The 15,334-nt window shown below is 73.6% G+C and carries 16 protein-coding genes; 6 read left to right on the plus strand and 10 right to left on the minus strand.

Annotated features, from left to right (window positions below; translation table 11 throughout):
* Positions 1 to 39 precede the first annotated feature (39 nt).
* The 3 genes from nhaA to ACIBCT_RS32170 all read right to left on the minus strand — a co-directional run bounded on the left by nhaA (position 40) and on the right by ACIBCT_RS32170 (position 3,018).
* On the minus strand, positions 40 to 1,380 hold the full coding sequence (gene nhaA / locus ACIBCT_RS32160) for a Na+/H+ antiporter NhaA (protein WP_399195030.1): 1,341 nt from the start codon (positions 1,378 to 1,380) through the stop codon (positions 40 to 42).
* Between the two features lie 338 nt (positions 1,381 to 1,718).
* Complete coding sequence (locus tag ACIBCT_RS32165) at positions 1,719 to 2,330, minus strand: TetR/AcrR family transcriptional regulator (protein ID WP_399195032.1); 612 nt, start codon at positions 2,328 to 2,330, stop codon at positions 1,719 to 1,721.
* Positions 2,331 to 2,541: 211 nt separating this feature from the next.
* Entirely contained in the window at positions 2,542 to 3,018 is a 477-nt protein-coding gene (locus ACIBCT_RS32170) for an NUDIX hydrolase (RefSeq protein ID WP_399195034.1), read from the minus strand.
* Between the two features lie 323 nt (positions 3,019 to 3,341).
* Between ACIBCT_RS32170 and ACIBCT_RS32175 the strand changes: the two genes are divergently transcribed.
* Positions 3,342 to 3,854 (plus strand): hypothetical protein, encoded by a 513-nt coding sequence (locus tag ACIBCT_RS32175; protein ID WP_399195233.1) that lies wholly within the window; start codon positions 3,342 to 3,344, stop codon positions 3,852 to 3,854.
* A gap of 171 nt (positions 3,855 to 4,025) precedes the next feature.
* Here the strand turns inward: ACIBCT_RS32175 and ACIBCT_RS32180 are convergent, their stop codons facing one another.
* Positions 4,026 to 4,646, minus strand: a complete 621-nt coding sequence (locus ACIBCT_RS32180) for a lytic polysaccharide monooxygenase (protein WP_399195036.1) — start codon at positions 4,644 to 4,646, stop codon at positions 4,026 to 4,028.
* A gap of 349 nt (positions 4,647 to 4,995) precedes the next feature.
* Between ACIBCT_RS32180 and ACIBCT_RS32185 the strand changes: the two genes are divergently transcribed.
* From ACIBCT_RS32185 to ACIBCT_RS32195, 3 genes are read left to right on the plus strand one after another with little or no spacing between them, the layout of a single operon-like run.
* A complete protein-coding gene (locus tag ACIBCT_RS32185) occupies positions 4,996 to 5,604 on the plus strand; it encodes a TetR/AcrR family transcriptional regulator (protein ID WP_399195038.1) in 609 nt (202 codons plus the stop codon).
* 19 nt (positions 5,605 to 5,623) lie between these two features.
* Positions 5,624 to 7,582, plus strand: a complete 1,959-nt coding sequence (locus ACIBCT_RS32190; RefSeq protein ID WP_399195040.1) for an alpha/beta hydrolase — start codon at positions 5,624 to 5,626, stop codon at positions 7,580 to 7,582.
* 41 nt (positions 7,583 to 7,623) lie between these two features.
* Positions 7,624 to 8,358 carry a GNAT family N-acetyltransferase gene (locus ACIBCT_RS32195; protein WP_399195042.1) on the plus strand — a complete coding sequence of 245 codons (735 nt, stop codon included), beginning with the start codon at positions 7,624 to 7,626 and terminating at the stop codon, positions 8,356 to 8,358.
* Positions 8,359 to 8,475: 117 nt separating this feature from the next.
* Here ACIBCT_RS32195 and ACIBCT_RS32200 read toward each other — a convergent pair whose 3' ends face one another.
* The 3 genes from ACIBCT_RS32200 to ACIBCT_RS32210 form a co-directional block, all read right to left on the minus strand.
* On the minus strand, positions 8,476 to 9,243 hold the full coding sequence (locus ACIBCT_RS32200; protein WP_399195044.1) for an MBL fold metallo-hydrolase: 768 nt from the start codon (positions 9,241 to 9,243) through the stop codon (positions 8,476 to 8,478).
* A 59-nt stretch (positions 9,244 to 9,302) separates the two neighbouring features.
* On the minus strand, positions 9,303 to 10,685 hold the full coding sequence (locus ACIBCT_RS32205; protein WP_399195046.1) for a BNR repeat-containing protein: 1,383 nt from the start codon (positions 10,683 to 10,685) through the stop codon (positions 9,303 to 9,305).
* A 112-nt stretch (positions 10,686 to 10,797) separates the two neighbouring features.
* Positions 10,798 to 11,277 (minus strand): MarR family winged helix-turn-helix transcriptional regulator, encoded by a 480-nt coding sequence (locus tag ACIBCT_RS32210; RefSeq protein WP_399195048.1) that lies wholly within the window; start codon positions 11,275 to 11,277, stop codon positions 10,798 to 10,800.
* A gap of 43 nt (positions 11,278 to 11,320) precedes the next feature.
* Between ACIBCT_RS32210 and ACIBCT_RS32215 the strand changes: the two genes are divergently transcribed.
* Positions 11,321 to 11,800 (plus strand): MarR family winged helix-turn-helix transcriptional regulator, encoded by a 480-nt coding sequence (locus tag ACIBCT_RS32215; RefSeq protein WP_399195050.1) that lies wholly within the window; start codon positions 11,321 to 11,323, stop codon positions 11,798 to 11,800.
* A gap of 181 nt (positions 11,801 to 11,981) precedes the next feature.
* On the opposite strand, the gene ACIBCT_RS32220 is transcribed toward ACIBCT_RS32215, so the two are convergent.
* From ACIBCT_RS32220 to ACIBCT_RS32230, 3 genes are all read right to left on the minus strand, one after another.
* Positions 11,982 to 12,119 (minus strand): hypothetical protein, encoded by a 138-nt coding sequence (locus ACIBCT_RS32220; protein WP_399195052.1) that lies wholly within the window; start codon positions 12,117 to 12,119, stop codon positions 11,982 to 11,984.
* A gap of 70 nt (positions 12,120 to 12,189) precedes the next feature.
* Positions 12,190 to 13,278 (minus strand): TRM11 family SAM-dependent methyltransferase, encoded by a 1,089-nt coding sequence (locus tag ACIBCT_RS32225; RefSeq protein ID WP_399195054.1) that lies wholly within the window; start codon positions 13,276 to 13,278, stop codon positions 12,190 to 12,192.
* Between the two features lie 383 nt (positions 13,279 to 13,661).
* Positions 13,662 to 14,603, minus strand: coding sequence for a lysostaphin resistance A-like protein (locus ACIBCT_RS32230; RefSeq protein ID WP_399195056.1), 942 nt, complete (start codon positions 14,601 to 14,603; stop codon positions 13,662 to 13,664).
* An 85-nt stretch (positions 14,604 to 14,688) separates the two neighbouring features.
* On the opposite strand from ACIBCT_RS32230, the gene ACIBCT_RS32235 reads away from it, so the two are divergent.
* The gene (locus ACIBCT_RS32235; RefSeq protein ID WP_399195058.1) at positions 14,689 to 15,312 is read left to right on the plus strand and encodes a TetR/AcrR family transcriptional regulator; all 624 of its coding nucleotides are present in this window, start codon (positions 14,689 to 14,691) and stop codon (positions 15,310 to 15,312) included.
* Positions 15,313 to 15,334 lie beyond the last annotated feature (22 nt).

Here is a 15,334-nt window from a genome sequence, read left to right on the forward strand (position 1 = left end):
GCCCCGTCGGTGCTCGCGCGTGCCCGCGCGGTCGTTCCGTCACGGGGTGTCCCGCGGCCGCTCCCGGCCGGAGGCGGTGGCCTGGTAGAGGTCGGGGATGCCGTCGTGGTCGTGGTCGGCCGCCTCGGCCTCGCTGATGCGCCGGTAGACGCGGTTGCGCAGGCGCAGGATCACCGCCGCCAGCAGCGCGGCGGCCAGCGAGCCCACCAGGACCGCGACCTTGACGTGATCGTCGCGCTCGCTGCCGATCCCGAAGGCCAGTTCCCCGATGAGCAGCGAGACCGTGAAGCCGATACCGGCCAGGATCGACAGCCCGGCCACGTCCACCCAGGACAGGCCCTCGTCCAGGTGGGCACGGGTGAAGCGGGCCACCAGCCAGGTCGCGACCATGATCCCGGCGGGCTTGCCGACCACGAGCCCGGCGACGATGCCCACCGAGACCGGGTCGGTCAGGGCGGTGGCCAGGCCGCTCAGGCCGCCGAGGGCGACCCCGGCCGACAGGAACGCGAAGACCGGCACGGCCACGGCGGCCGAGAGCGGCCGCAGCCGGTGCTCGAAGTGCTCGGCCAGGCCGGGACCGGCCTCGGGCCCGCCCGCCCGCTCGCTGCGCAGCACCGGGACCGTGAAGGCCAGCAGCACGCCCGCGACGGTGGCGTGCACCCCCGAGGCGTGCACCAGCGTCCAGGTCGCCGCGGCCAGGGGCAGCAGCAGCCACCAGCTGCGCACCCGGCGCTGGACCAGCACCGCGAACACCGCCAGCGGCACCAGCGCGCCCAGCAGCGGCAGGATCGACAGCTGTGCGGTGTAGAAGACGGCGATGATGACGATGGCCGCCAGGTCGTCGACCACGGCCAGGGTGAGCAGGAAGGTGCGCAGCGCCGAGGGCAGATGCCGGCCGATGACCGCCAGCACGGCCAGGGCGAACGCGATGTCGGTGGCCGTGGGGATCGCCCAGCCCCGCGCCGCGCCGTCCCCGGCGTTCAGTGTGAGCAGCAGGTACAGCGCGGCCGGGACGATCACGCCGCCGAGCGCGGCCGCAACCGGCACCGCGGCCCGCCGCACCTGGCGCAGGTCACCGGCGACGAACTCGCGCTTGAGCTCCAGGCCCGCCACGAAGAAGAAGATCGCCAGCAGGCCGTCGGCGGCCCAGGTGGCCAGGGTCAGGTCCAGGTGCAGGACGTGAGGGCCGACCGTGACCTCGCGCAGGGCCTGGTACCCGTCCGACCAGGGGGAGTTGGCCCAGATCATCGCCACCACCGTGGCCACCAGCAGCAACGCCCCGCCCACGGTCTCCCTGCGGAGGATGGCGGTGATACGGCTGGTCTCGGCCCACGAGCCGCGGCCGAACAGGTTGGACATGCCGGACAGGGGACTGGACATCGTGCTCCGTTTCCGGGTCGGGTCAGAGACTGCCGACCAGACTTCCCGGCGCACCTGTGCCATCCACCCTACCGGGGGGCCCGATGGAATCCGGTGGGCGGGGGCACACGACCGCTCTGTTCCGTCCGGTCCCCGTCGCGTCCGGTCCCGTCGCGTCCGGTCCCGTCGCGTCCGGTCCCGTCGCGTCCGGTCCCGTCCCGTCCCGTCCGGTCACGGCCGGGTTCGCCGTGACCGTCCTGCCTGGGATCTGTTCTGCCTGGTCCGTCCCGCCTGGTCCGTCCCGCCTGGTCCGGCTCGCCTCGGGCCGGGCCGGCTTAAGGCGCTCCCCGTGAGCATGCTCAGGTGGAGGTGATCCCCGCGTCCGTGAACTCGGAGCGGTACCGGGGGCCCGGAGCGGGGGCCGGCCGGGGCGTCCTGCGACCCCGTCCCAGCAGGCGGATGCCGGTCAGCCGCAGGCTGCGGTGCAGCTCCTCGTCGGACAGCTCGGGGAACGACGCCACCGCGCTCATCAGCCCGGCCAGCGCCGCAGTCAGGTAGACGCGTTCCCACGCCTCGGTCCGCCCGTCGTTGCACAGGCCGCGCACCTGGTCGCGGTAGCGGTCCATCCGCTCCCGGATGACCGGCCTGGCACGGATCTCGGGATCCCGCTCCAGCAGGGCTATCACGGTCCGGTGCTCGACCAGGAAACCGATGAAACCGTCCAGCGGGGGGCGGGCGCACCCGGAACCGTTCTCCGCGGAGAGCCGTTCGAGGTCGGCCAGGACGGGGGCGAGGGCCGCGTCGAGCAGCGCGTCCTTGGTCCGGAACAGGCCGATGACGGCCCTGCCGGACAGGCCGGCGGCGGAGGCGATCATCTGCAGGGTCGTACGGTCGTAGCCGTTCGCCGCGAACAGGCCGAGCGCCGCCCGGGTCACCTGGTCGTTGCCCTGTGCCGGCACGGTCATGGTCATGGTCATTTTCTCCCCGTCGTCGCAGCGCCCCGCGGGTGGCTCTGGCGTGAGGGGTAACAATGCATATGCGCAGGTCATTTCCACTTTTAGGGGATTTTACCGTCGTCGGTGACGTACCTCCCGGGGCTCCGTCAAAGGCGCCGCCCGGTCGCTCGTCCGGTCGCTCATCCGGTCGCCGGCCCGCCCGCCCGGTCGCTCGTCCGGCCGCGTTCTAGGGCGCCATGCGGCGCAGCATCCGCAGCGTCCACGGCGGGCAGGCCGGATCGGCCTCGGCCTCGGCGAGGGTGAGCCAGACCGTCTCCGCGACCTCCAGGGGAGCGGCGGGAACGGGCCTGGCCCGGTCCGGCATCCGCCCCGAGAACGTCACGTTGATCACCGGGTCGCCGTCGTCGGTCACGAAGAACGTGCTCTCCACGTAGGTGAGCCCGACCCCCGTGACGTCGACGCCGATCTCCTCCATGACCTCCCGGCGCGCGGTCTCCTCCAGCACGTCGACCCCGGCGCCCTCGATCTCGACCTTGCCGCCGACACCGGCGAGCACACCGGGGGCGTGCGCCTCCCGCGCGCCACGCCTGATGAGCAGCCAGCGGTCGTCCCTGTGCAGGAAGACCTCGACGTTCACGACGAAGGCCGGTCGGCCGCCTCCGGTCGTACAGGCCCGCACGCCGGGCGTGGATGCACTCGTCACATCCGGAGACTCTACGCAAGGACCACCGCTCTCGATCATCGAACGGCGGCTTTCACGTCACCCCGGTGCCGCCGGACACGACCGGGTCCGGCGTGCGGGCGCACGTCGGCGGTTCCGCGGGGTGCGGGCGGGCTCCGGCAGGGCCGAAAGTCCCATGGGGGCGGGACGTTCGGGGCCCGACGGGGTGTCGTTGGACACTGTGGGCGAAGGCGGGCCAGGCGATGGAATGAGGACGTAAGAGAGAGCGGGAATCACCACAGCGGATGGAAAGGGGAGCCGTCATGGCCACCACGAACGCACGAGGCACCGATGCCGGGCAGGTCATGGACGCCACCTTCATGCCGGAGACACGCCGGCCGGAGGCCTACGCCTGGGCGATCACCCGGATCGGGCTGGGCTTCATCTTCCTGTGGGCCTTCCTGGACAAGACCTTCGGCCTGGGGTTCGCCACCCCCGCCGAGCGGGCCTGGCTCAACGGCGGCAGCCCCACCACCGGCTTCCTGAAGGGCACCGGGGAGAACGCGCTGGGCGGGGTGTTCACCGCGCTGGCCGGTCAGGCCTGGGTGGACTGGCTGTTCATGCTGGGGCTGCTGGGCGTGGGCACCGCCCTGCTGCTGGGCATCGGCCTGCGCATCGCCGCCGTCGCCGGAGGCCTGATGATGGTCCTGATGTGGGCCGCGGCACTGCCGCTGGAGACCAACCCCTTCCTCGACGACCACCTGATCTACGCCGTGGTACTGGCCGGGCTGGCACTGAGCGGAGCCGGTGCCACCTGGGGCCTCGGTGCCCGCTGGGCCGCCACCGGCCTGGTACGCCGCCACCCCGTCCTGCGCTGACCCCTCCGCAGAGCACGAAAGGCCCGCTCCCCGCACCATGCGGGGGGCGGGCCTTTCGCCGTTCCCGGCCCCGGCCCTTCCAGGATCCCGCCCTCGTCCTGGCCGGCGGGCCGGCCGTTGACGTCGGACGAGGGCGGGGGACGGAGGACGGCCGATCCGGTGGACAGCGGCTCAGGTGAAGTTCACGTCACTGCAGATGTAGTACGACTGGTCCATGTGCGAGGCCTGCCAGATCGTGTAGACGACCGCCCGGCCGCTGCGCCCGGAGGTGTTGACGTCGATCAGGTAGTTCTGGCTGGGCGCGTACCGGCCGGTCGTCCTGACCAGTTGCAGGTCGTTCCAGGTCAGCGGCCGGGTGGCGGGGTCGAAGCCCTGGCGGGTGATGTAGACCCGGAAGTAGTCGGCGCCGTGGCTGGCCTGGTCGTACAGGCGCAGGGTGAAGTTGGCGCCGATGTTCGTCGTCTTCCAGGCGCCGACGGTGTCCAGTGCGGTGTACCGGCCGCCCTGGGTGCGACCGGCGCTGCACAGCTGGCCGTTCGGGATCGCGGCCTGGTGGTTGCCTCCGACGCCTTCGCGGTAGAGGCCGTTCCAGTTCCACATGGCGTTCGTGTCGGTCCGCCACGCCTGCCAGCACATCGGGTCGGACTGCTGCATGGCGGGGTTCTGGAAGTCGTTGCCCCAGCGTAGCCAGCAGCCGTAGTTGCGCGACGCCGGATCGACGACCGATCCGTGCGCGGAGGCGGAGCTGGCCCAGGGGATCATGGCGAGCACCAGTGCGGTGAGCAGGGCCACGGCGCGAAACGCCGAGCGGCGTCGTGCGGGGCCCGTCGTCCTGGGGCGTGGTGCGGGGAGTGCAGGACGGTGCATCGTGCGTTCTCCTCTTCCGGCGGGGGGTTCCGGGAAATGGGAGCGCTCCCATGCGCTATGGCGATATTACCTGACAAATCACGGTTGGGAAGTGTCAAGGTGAGAAGTTGAAACTTTCAGGCCTCGGCTTCGTGATCTCTCTCCGTGTACGGATGATCGTCGGAGATGGTGCTGCTCCCGGTGTCGGCGGGACGATTACGAAACATCGGTAGCGGAACACGAGGCCTGACTGTACCCTCAATTTCGCTACCCGTGTATCGAAAAGAGGGCGAGCATGACCGAGAGTCGTCGCGGCCGGCCCCGCGACACCGACATCGACGAGCGCGTCCTGCGGGCGGCCACCGCGATGCTCCTCGAACACGGCTATGCCGGGCTGTCCCCCAACGAGGTCGCCGAACGGGCCGGGGTGGCCAAGACCACGCTCTACCGTCGCTGGCCGACCAAGGACCACCTGGCCATCGCGGTGGTCGCCCGTCTCCAGGAGGACGACGAGATCACCGACACCGGTGACATCCGGCGCGATCTGACCGGCTACATGGTCAAGATCGCCGCAGCGCTCGAACGCCTGCGGTCGGCGGGCAGACCGGCCGGAGACCACGACGCGTCGGCCGGGGTGGTGGCCGAACTGGTCGCCGCGGGCGCGCGTCACGACGACATCGGGCGGCTGGGACGCGAGGTCTTCGCCCGGCGCAACGCCCTGGCCCACGCCCTCATCACCCGGGCCCGCGAACGCGGGGAACTCCGCCCCGGCCTCGACCCCGTCGTGCTCCTCGACCAGCTCGCCGGAGCCCTCTACTACCGCGTCCTGATCACCGGGGCCCCCATCGACCGCGCCTACACCGAACGCCTCGTGGCGACCGCCCTCGACGGCGCCCGGACCTGACGAAGGAACGCCCCCCGCGATGCCCCTCCCCTCACCGAAGCACCTCACCGCCGCCCTGACCGCCCTGACCGCCCTCACCGTGCTCGCCACCGTCACCGCACCCGCGTCCGCCGCGTCGTCCTCCGCCGCCGCGCGGAACGCCCCGGCCCTGGAGGACCGTCCCTGTCCCGTACGGGTGCCAGAGGGCACCCGGTGCGGGTACCTCGTGGTCCCCGAACGGCGTGACCTGCCGGGCGGGAGGAGCACCAGGGTGGGCTTCGCCGTCCACCGCTCCACCGACGCCGGACGCAGGCCGGACCCGGTCGTCTTCACCAGCGGAGGCCCGGCCTCCGCCTCGATCCCGCTCACCGGCCTCATGGCCGAGATGTTCCGGGACCGGGACGTGGTCGTCCTGGAACAGCGCGGGAGCAGATGGTCCAGCCCCTCGCTCGGCTGCCCGGAGACGGTACGGGCGATGCTGGACACGCTCGCCACCCCCGGGCAGGCGGCGCAGGAGACGTCCGTGATCGCCGCCGGTGCGGCGGCGTGCCGCGAACGGCTCGGCGTGGACCTGCGGGGGTACCGCACCGGGGAGATCGCCGCCGACGTGGTGGACCTGCGGCGGGCCCTGGGATACCCCCGCTGGAACCTGTTCGGGGTGAGCTACTCGACCCGGTCGATGCTGGCGGCCGCCGCCGCCGATCCCGAGGGCACCCGCGCGGTGGTGCTCGACTCCTTCCTCCCGGCCCCGGTGGACTGGTACGACGAGGCCACCCGCGACCTGACCGACACGGTCGCGAAGCTGGCCGGTCAGGGATGGCCCGGCCTTCCGGCGCGGTTCACGGAGATGGTCACCGGCCTGAACAGGACACCGGCCGTCGTCACCGTCCGGGATCCGCTGACCGGCGGGCCGCTCACCCTGCGGCTCACCGGTGACGACGTGGCCACGATGCTCGGCGAGGCCATGCAGGCGGTCGAGGTCCTGCCGATCGTGCCGGTCCTCGTCGACGCGCTGGCGGCGGGCCGTCACGAGGTGCTCCAACCGCTGGCCGACGCGGCAGGCCCCGGGCTGGCCACCCACGAGTACGGCCTCTACCACGCGGTGCAGTGCCAGGACGAGGTGCCGTACAACACCTTCGCCCCGGCGCGGCCCCGGCTGTTCACCGCGGTCCACGACCGCGCGGTGTGCGGGGAGTGGAGGCTGCCACCGGCCGCCGTCACCCCGGCCACCACGCGGGCGCCGGTCCTGGTGGTCGGCGGCGCGTACGACCCGACCACGCCCACCCGGACGGCCCGTCACGCCGCCGGGGCACTGCCCGGCGCCCGGTTCGTCGAGTTCGCCGGGGTCGGGCACGCGGTCTTCGCGTCCAGCCGGTGCGGCAGGCAGACCATCGCCGCCTTCCTCTCCGACCCGGCGGCCGGGCCGCCCTGCGACCCGTCCAAGGCCACCTACCGGATCCTGAGGCCGGGGGAGCTCCACCTGACCTCCGCCCTCTACCGGGCCCGGCGTGAACCGTGGACGCTGCTGCCGGTCGTGCCGCTCGTGATCGTCGCGCTGGTCCAGCTCGGCGCGGGCCTGCGGCGCCCGCGCCGCCGCCTTCCCTCGCTGGCCGCGGGAGCGTCCGGCCTGGCCTTCATCGGCCTGACGGCCGCCACGCTGTACGGGACGATCGCGGAGAACGAGATCGTGGCCGCGGTGGGCGTGCCCTCCGCGGTGCCGTGGTACGGCCTGCTGGTCGGGCTCGCCCTCGCCACCACCCTCGTGGCCGCCGCCCGGGGCACGGCCGCCCGGCACCCTACCGGCCGGGGCGCGGCCGCTCGGGACGCGACCGGAAGGGAGGAGACCGGTCGCGAAGCGGGCTCCGGGGGAGTGACCGCCGAGGGAACGGCCCTCGGGGAGGCGGACGGGCTCGGGGCGTGGAGGCGCCGGGGCGTCCACCTGCTCGCGGGGTCGGTGTACGCGGGATTCCTCGCCTGGTGGTGCCTGTACGTCGTGTGACCGTTGTCGGCGGGAGACCGATCGCCTATCGTCGGTCACCGATGAACACCGACGTCGATCCCGGACCGGATCCCGGACCGGATCCCGGACCGGGCACGGAACCGGGCCGCCCGGCGGACGGGCGGGGAGCCGCGGGCCCCGACGCGGGAGCGCCCGTCGGGCCCGTCCTGTCGCCCGGCCTGGAGATCCGGCCGATGCGCGACGACGACGCCGGGCCGGTGCTCGCGATCTACCAGGCCGGCCTGGACGGAGGGCAGGCCGGCTTCGAGACGACCGCCCCGAGCTGGGAGCACTTCGTCTCGGGAAGGCTGGCCCATCCGCGCTACGTCGCCGCCCTCACCGGCACCCCTGCCGGAACCGACCGTCCCTCCGGGACCGGCACCCCTGCCGGAACCGGAACCTGTACCGGAACCGGCGCGCCTGCCGGGATGGGTGCGGGCCCCGTCCCCGGCGAGGTCGTCGGCTGGGTGGCGGCCTCACGGGTGTCGGCGCGTCCGGTGTACGCGGGCGTGGTCGAGCACAGCCTCTACGTCCGCCCGGGGCTTCGGGGCCGCGGTGTCGGCCGCGCGCTGCTGGCCGCGTTCATCACCGCGAGCGAGGAGGCGGGCATCTGGACGATCCAGAGCGGGATCTTCCCCGAGAACACGGCCAGCCTCTCCCTGCACCTGTCGCTCGGATTCCGCGTGGTCGGCGTCCGCGAGCGCGTCGGCCGCCATCACGGGGTCTGGCGCGATGTGATCATGCTGGAACGACGCAGCACGGTCGCGGGGACCTGACGGCGCGCTTCTCGTGCGGATCCCCTCGCGCGACGTCCGGCGCCGGTCTTGAGGGGGGCCGGGACCCGGTACACAGGTCCGGGTGGCCTTCGAGCCGGTTCGAGCCGGACCGCAGCACTAACCGACCGGGAAGACGGCGTCGGGGGCGGCGTGGTCGACGGGGCCGGTGAACCGGGTGGAGGCGCGCTCGACCGCCTGCCGCGGCGTGAGGAACGGGCCCACGTGGGTGACGATCAACCGGCCCGCCCGGGCCGAGGCGGCCGTGTCACCGGCCTCCTCGGGCGTGTGGTGCACCCGCTCGCCCTCGGCCGGTGCCTGCGCGCTGTCGGCCTCGCACAGCAGCACGTCGCAGTCCCGGGCCAGGCTCGTCAGGTTCGCGCACGGCGCCGTGTCCCCGGAGTAGACCAGGGAGGAGTCCCCGTCCTCGACGCGTACGGCGAAGGCCGGCATGCCGTGCGCCACCTCGCGGCTGGTCAGGGTGAGCGGGCCCACCCGCGCCCGATGCCCGTCGTGCAGCTCGTGGACGGCGAAGGCCGACTCGATCGGGCTGCGGGACGGGCCGTTGGTGAGGAAGCGCGCCAGCCGGTCGGCGATGCCCGGCGGGCCGTACAGGGGGATCGGCGCGCTGAGCCGTACGTCGGCGTAGAGGGCACCGTAGTAGGCGGTGAGCAGGTCGGCGCTGTGGTCGGCGTGCAGGTGCGAGATCCAGATCGCGTCCAGCTCGTCCAGCCCGACGTGCCGCCGGAGCCGGGCCAGCGTGCCGGTGCCCGCGTCCATCCACACCCGCGTGCCGCCGCCGGAGACCAGATATCCCGAGCACGGGTTGTCCACGTCCGGGTAGGGCGTCGCGCTTCCCAGAACGGTGAGACGGAGATCGTCGCTCATCCGGAGAGCGTAGAGCACGTGCTCCCCGGGATCGGGGGACGGGGTCACCGAGGACGCGTTCAGGCCGGGGACGCGGCCGTCCTGACGTCGAGGACGCGCAGCGCCGAGGGCCTCGTGCCCTCCGACGCCTCCTGGTACATGATCGACATCAGGTCGTGGGTCCGGACGCGGGAGGCGTCGACCAGCACCTCGCCGAAGACGTTCAGGCCGGCGCCGTCGTGGCGCGTCCTCCAGTCCGTCCAGCCGCTCGCGGCGCTCGCCGTCACGATGCGGCCCCTCGGCATGATCACGTAGGCGTCGTCGTTCCGGTCGAGCACCAGCCGGGAACGCCCGTGGTCGTCCAGCGGTTCGGGAAGCTCCCGTTTCCGCCAGCGGCCGTCGGCCCGCAGGGACAGGTGGAAGACGCGGCCGTGGGTGCGGCGCTGGGCGGCGAAGTCGCTGACGCACCGGGTGAAGCGGAGCGGGACGTGGCTGATCAGCACGTGGGGGCGGCCCTGGGAGTCGACGGCCTGCGCCTCCTGGTTCATCAGGGCGTGGTCGACCCCCAGCGGGTCCACCACGTGGCCCGGCGTGTCCAGCGACACCAGCAGGTCCGTTCCGGTCACGGCGGCCACGGCGCCGTCCCCGGTCCTCCAGGTACGGCCCTCGTCGTCGCTGTGGACGTAACCGGTGTCGTGGTTGGAGCACCCTCCCGGATGGCAGAGCACCGCGCCGCCCCGGGCGTCCTCGCGCCAGGTGAAGGTCGCGTGCAGCCGCCCCCGGGTGTCGTAGCCGATGCCGTGCAGGTACATGTTGCGGGTGTCGCTGACGCCGAAGGCCGTGGTGTGGCGGCCCTCGGCCGACGACCACCGGCCGAGCCTCCTCCAGGTCCCGCCCGCGTACTCCGCCAGCTCGCACCAGCCGTTGCCGGAGTGGCCGGTCCGGTAGCCGAGCTGCAGGTCGCCCCGGGGCGTGTTCAGGAAGCGGGGATAGGTGATGTCGCCCAGGTCCACCCCGCACAACGACCGCTCCACCTCGCCGAACGCCGCCGCCGTCCACGCGGGTCCCCCGGCCCCGCCCGCGAGGTGCGGTACGGACCGCAGGTAGAAGACCCGGTTGCCGTGGGTGTCCATGGCCACGTGCAGCCGGCCGTCCTTCGCCGACACCCCGAGGGAGATCGTGTTGTGGGAGTCGTCGGCGCTGAGACGGTGGGGCAGCGCGACGACCTCCCAGGGGCGGCCGGTGCCGGTCACGTCGCGCCGGGCGACCAGGGCGTGCCGGTCGGCGGTGTACCAGGCGGCGTACTGGTGGCCGCCGTGGGTGAGGATGCCGTCCTGCTGGTAGGAGGCCGTGTTGACCAGGCCGTCGTAGGAGACGAAGTACAGCGCCCGCGGATCGAGCGTCGTGTGCCCGGCGATCCCGACCGAGGGCGGGCCGGCCGGGCGGGAGGTCGGCGCGTCCACGGCCCCAGTGAAGCAGCCGATCGTCACCTGATCAACCGGCCGGCGGATCCGGTCCGGGGGATCCGGGGCCCGGCCGAGGGGGCGGGGCCGCCCCGCCCGCCGGGCCCGGGTGTCAGCGGGCCTTCAGGTTGGCCGACATCCGCGCCAGCACGTCGATCGCGGCCAGGTACTCCTCGGTTCCGATCCCCTCGGTGGCGCGGGCCCGGACGGCGTCCACCCGCACCCGCAGCTCCTCGTGCGCCCGGACCCCGTCCGGGGTGAGGGTGAGCCGTTCCCCGTCCGCCAGCCACCCGCGCTCGCGCAGGTCGCCGGCCACGGGGCGCAGGGTCGGCGTCTCCTCGTCGAGGAAGGGGGCCAGGACGGTGTCGAGCTCGGCGACGGTGGGGGAGCCGGTGGGGGAGCCGGTGGGGGAGCCGGTGGCGAGGACGTTCAGGACCTGCCAGTGACGGCGGGTGAGCCCTTCGCCGGCGAGGAGGTCGTCCAGGGACCCCTCCAGGGCGCCGTGCAGGTGCCTGATCCAGTAACCGAGGGGACGTCCCTGCCCGATGATCTCGGAGGTCTCCATGGTGATCGCCTTTCTCGAGAGATACATGTATTTTGACATTAACATGTCTCATTACATGTACAATCGAGGCGTGGAGGATGAGCAGGCGGTCGCCGCCGTCGAACAGGCCATGGTGGAGATCCGGCGCAGCCAGACCCGCCGGGCGCTCCAGCGTCTCGCGGCCGCCACCGGCCCCGGAGCCCCCGTTCCGCTCGATCCCGCCCTGTTCGGGGTGATCGACGCGGTGGAGGAGGGGGAGGGCGCCGTGACGGTCACCTCGGTCGCCGGCCGGCTGGGCGTCGACCAGCCCCGCGCCAGCCGTCTGGTGGCCAGGGCGGTCGAGGCGGGGCTGGTCCGGAGGGTGGCCGACCCGGACGACGGCCGTCGCAGCACCCTGGAGCTGACCGCGCTCGGCGCCGAGCACGCCGAGCGGGTCCACCGGTTCCGCCGCGAGGTCTTCGGCGCGGCGATGCGCGGCTGGCCCGAGCGCGACCGGCGAGAGTTCGCCCGCCTGCTCACCGCCTTCGTGGCGGAGCTGGGGGCGCGCCACCGCGGGACGAGGGAAGCGTGAGGCCGCACGTCGTGTCCGGCGGCGATCCTCGCGGCCCGGCCCTCGGCCCCCGGCCCGATCCCGCGCCGGGGGCCGGGCCGAGGACGCCGGAGTCCGGAGTCGGATGCGCGTGCTCCCGGCCGGCCCGGGAGCGGGATCCGGTCGTACGGGAGCGTGGCCGGTCACTTCACCGCGCCGCCGGTTATCCCGGAGATGATCCTCCGCTCGACCCCAGCACGATCCCGCTCGCGCTGGGGTCGCTGACGTACTCGGCGGCGTGCCGCACGTCGGCGGCGCGGTCGGACTCGATCACCCGGACCCCGACGGCCGGCCCGGCCACCCGGCGGCCTCCTCGACCCCCTGCAGGGTGCAGGCGTAGCCGTAGAGCGTCGTGTCCGACGTCACCACCGTCACGGCGCTCGCCCGGCCGGAACCGAGCGCGCGGGCGCGGTGAACCGGGCGACGAACGGCTGCGCGCCGGAGATCCGGACCCGCTGCACGTGCGTCGGGACGAGGCCCCACCGGATGCCGGTGGCGATGTCACCGGCGTCGGGCAGCAGCAGCACGGCCGTGCCACCAGGGGCCAGGACGCGCCGCAGCTCCGCCCACCAGCGCTCCGGGGAGGAGGCGAGCAGGCCGCCCGCGGCGACCTGACCGCCCCAGGGCGGGTTGCACAGGACGCGGTCGGCCCCGCCGTCCGGCAGCGGCAGGCGACCGGCGTCGGCCCGCGCGACGGTCACCGGCAGCGTGCCCGCGTTCTCCCTGGCCGCCCGCACCGCGTCCGGGGACAGGTCGAAGCCGCGGAGCAGGACCCCCGGCCGCTGGGAGGCGGCCTCGATCAGCAGGGTCCCGGCGCCGCAGCAGGGGTCGAGGACCGTCAGCCCCGGCCGGAGGTCGGCCATCCGCGCCATGGCGGCGGCCAGCGGGGGGTGCAGGGTCCCGGCCAGGGAACGCCGCTTGTACTCGCGCCGGTGCAGGGGCCGGTCGGTGATCCTCAGCATGAGGGTGGCCCGCGCGCCGTCGAGGGTCAGCCGCCACCCGGTGTGACCGGCGGGCGGCGCCAGGCCCGTGCGGCGCGAGTGGTACCCCACCCCCAGCCGGTGTGCCAGGACCCGGCCGACCGCGTCCTCGGCGTCGTAGCGGTTGAAGTTCCGCCCGCCCAGGAACGACGCCGAGACCTCGACGCCGGTGACCGGGCCGGAGCCACCGTGCCGGCGCCGCGACCGCGTCAGCTCGTCGAGGTCGGCCTCACCGGCCAGCTCGGCCAGCCCGGAGAGCCCTTCCTTGGCGGTACCGATGTCGGGCCCCTGCGCGGCCAGGAGGAACACGTCGTCGGCGGTGCTCAGCCCGACGGTCCGCGGCCCCGGGCGGAGGGTGTGAAAGTGGACTTCGCGATGCCCCAGACGGGTGACCGTCGAGAGCCCGGGCTGGAGGATCTCTGCGGCGACCGCCTGCTCCAGACCACGGACGCACCGCGCCACCAGGCGCGCCGCCGTCACCGGACGGCGAGGACGCTGGGACGCGGAGCGGTGAGGAAACGTGCGCGTTCGCGCATGATGATCGTTCTTCTCCCACGTCGGCCCGAGGCGGCGCCACGCCGCCTCGCGTCACCGGCGACGGGACGACCTCGTCTCGCCGGTGGGGGCCTAACGCAGGCTGAAGAAGAACGCGAACGTCATGGGGGAGATCATAATCGGCCGGGACCGCACCGGCAACCGGACGCCTCGCCGCGGGCAGGGCGGCGCTCACCGGTGCCCGCCGCGCTCACCCGCTCACCGTGCTCACCGGTGCTCACCGTGCTCACCGGTGCTCACCGTGCTCACCGGTGCTCACCGTGTTCATCGGCGACCGGAGCGACCGGGGCGGCCCGTGGCGACGGGCGCTACAGCAGGCCGAGCAGGGTGGGGGCGGCGTTCATCGCGCCGTGGACGGTGAGAATGGGCCACATCAGCCGGTACCGGCTCCACAGGTAGCCGAGGAACAGTCCCTGCACCCCCTGGCCGGCGAACACCGAGGCGAGATCGGTGGGAAGGTCGCCGGTGCCCTGGATGCCGATGTGCCAGGCCGCGAAGGCCAGCGAGGCGAGCACGGTGGCGGGCCAGGGGCCGAGGAGGTGTTCCCACCGGGTCTGGAGCCAGCGCCGGTAGAAGACCTCCTCGAGCAGGGCGTTGAGGACGAACACCGCGACCACGGTGACCAGCACCGTCACCGGGTCGAGGCCGGTCGTCCAGTCGCCGTACGGCCGGGCGAACGGGCCGGCGAAGGACAGGACGATCCAGGCCGCCACCGGCACCGCCGGCCCGTAGCGGCGCCAGGCCGAGGGCCGCTCGCGCACATCCCGTCCCGGTGTGGCGTCGCGACGTGCCGTCCGGGACGACGGCACCGCCTCCCGGTCCGAGACGTCGCGGCGTGCCGGCGCCGCCACCTCCCGGTCCGGCGCGCCACGGCGCGTCAGCCGGAACAGCAGCAGCGGGACCGCCACCAGCAGGACGAGCTTGAGGATCGTGTGCGCAGGCTCGGCGCCGTGGCCGCCGGCCGTCACCAGGCGCAGCGACACCGCGAACAGCGCGGCGGCGGCCAGCAGGACGCCCGCCTGCAGCCGGAGCTCCCGCGTCACCGGAGCGCCGCCGGCCCGGGGCGGCCGGGGAGGCACCAGCCGGGTGAGGACCAGCCCGGCCAGGACCGGGATCCAGGCGTGCCACATGGGCCGGGTTCCGGCGTGGTCGGCCGTGTACCTGATCTCGCCGCCGGTGGTCCAGGCCAGCCAGAGGGCCGATCCGGCGATCACGGCCAGGCCGACGACCAGCACGGCCAGGGCGGGCACTCCGAGGGACGGCGACCGCCGTGACGTCTTATTTAGCACATTTGTACTTTATAGGAAATCGTACGGGCGTGCTGTAATGGGAGCCATGCCGAAGATCGTCGACCACGACCAGCGACGGGAGGAGCTCGTCCGCGCCGTGTGGCGGGTCATCAGCAGTGAGGGGATCGAGGGCGCGACGGTCCGCAGGGTCGCCGAGGCCGCGGGCGTCTCACCCGGCGGGCTGCGCCACTACTTCGACAACCAGTCCGGCCTGCTCGTCTTCGCGGCCCAGGCGATCGGCCGGAGCCTCGCCTCGCGCATCGCCGGGCACCTGCGCGCGGACCTGCCCGGTACGCGGCGCGCCCGGCTCATGCTCGAGGAACTCCTCCCGCTGGACGAGAACCGCCGCGTCGAGGTGGACGTGTGGCTGGCCTGCCTGGTGCGCTCGCGCGTCGACGAGTCGCTGGCCGGCCTGCGCGCCTCGGGCTGGGAGGGGGAGCGTCACGTCTGCCGGCTCGCCGTCGCCTCCTGCGCCGGGACGCCGTTCCCCGAGGAGATCGGGCGACGGCTCGGGGACCTCGAACTGGAACGGCGGGCCGCACGGCTGCACGTCTTCATGGACGGCCTGACGCTGCAGACGGCGACCTACCCGCACCTGTTCACCGCGCGGGACGTCCGCACGATCCTCGCCGAGGAGCTGCGCCCGCTGAGCGAGGCGCCGACCCGCTGACGGCCCGCTTCCCGGAGAGACC

The organism is Streptosporangium sp. NPDC050855, assembly GCF_044456585.1.
Classification (GTDB): domain Bacteria; phylum Actinomycetota; class Actinomycetes; order Streptosporangiales; family Streptosporangiaceae; genus Streptosporangium; species Streptosporangium longisporum.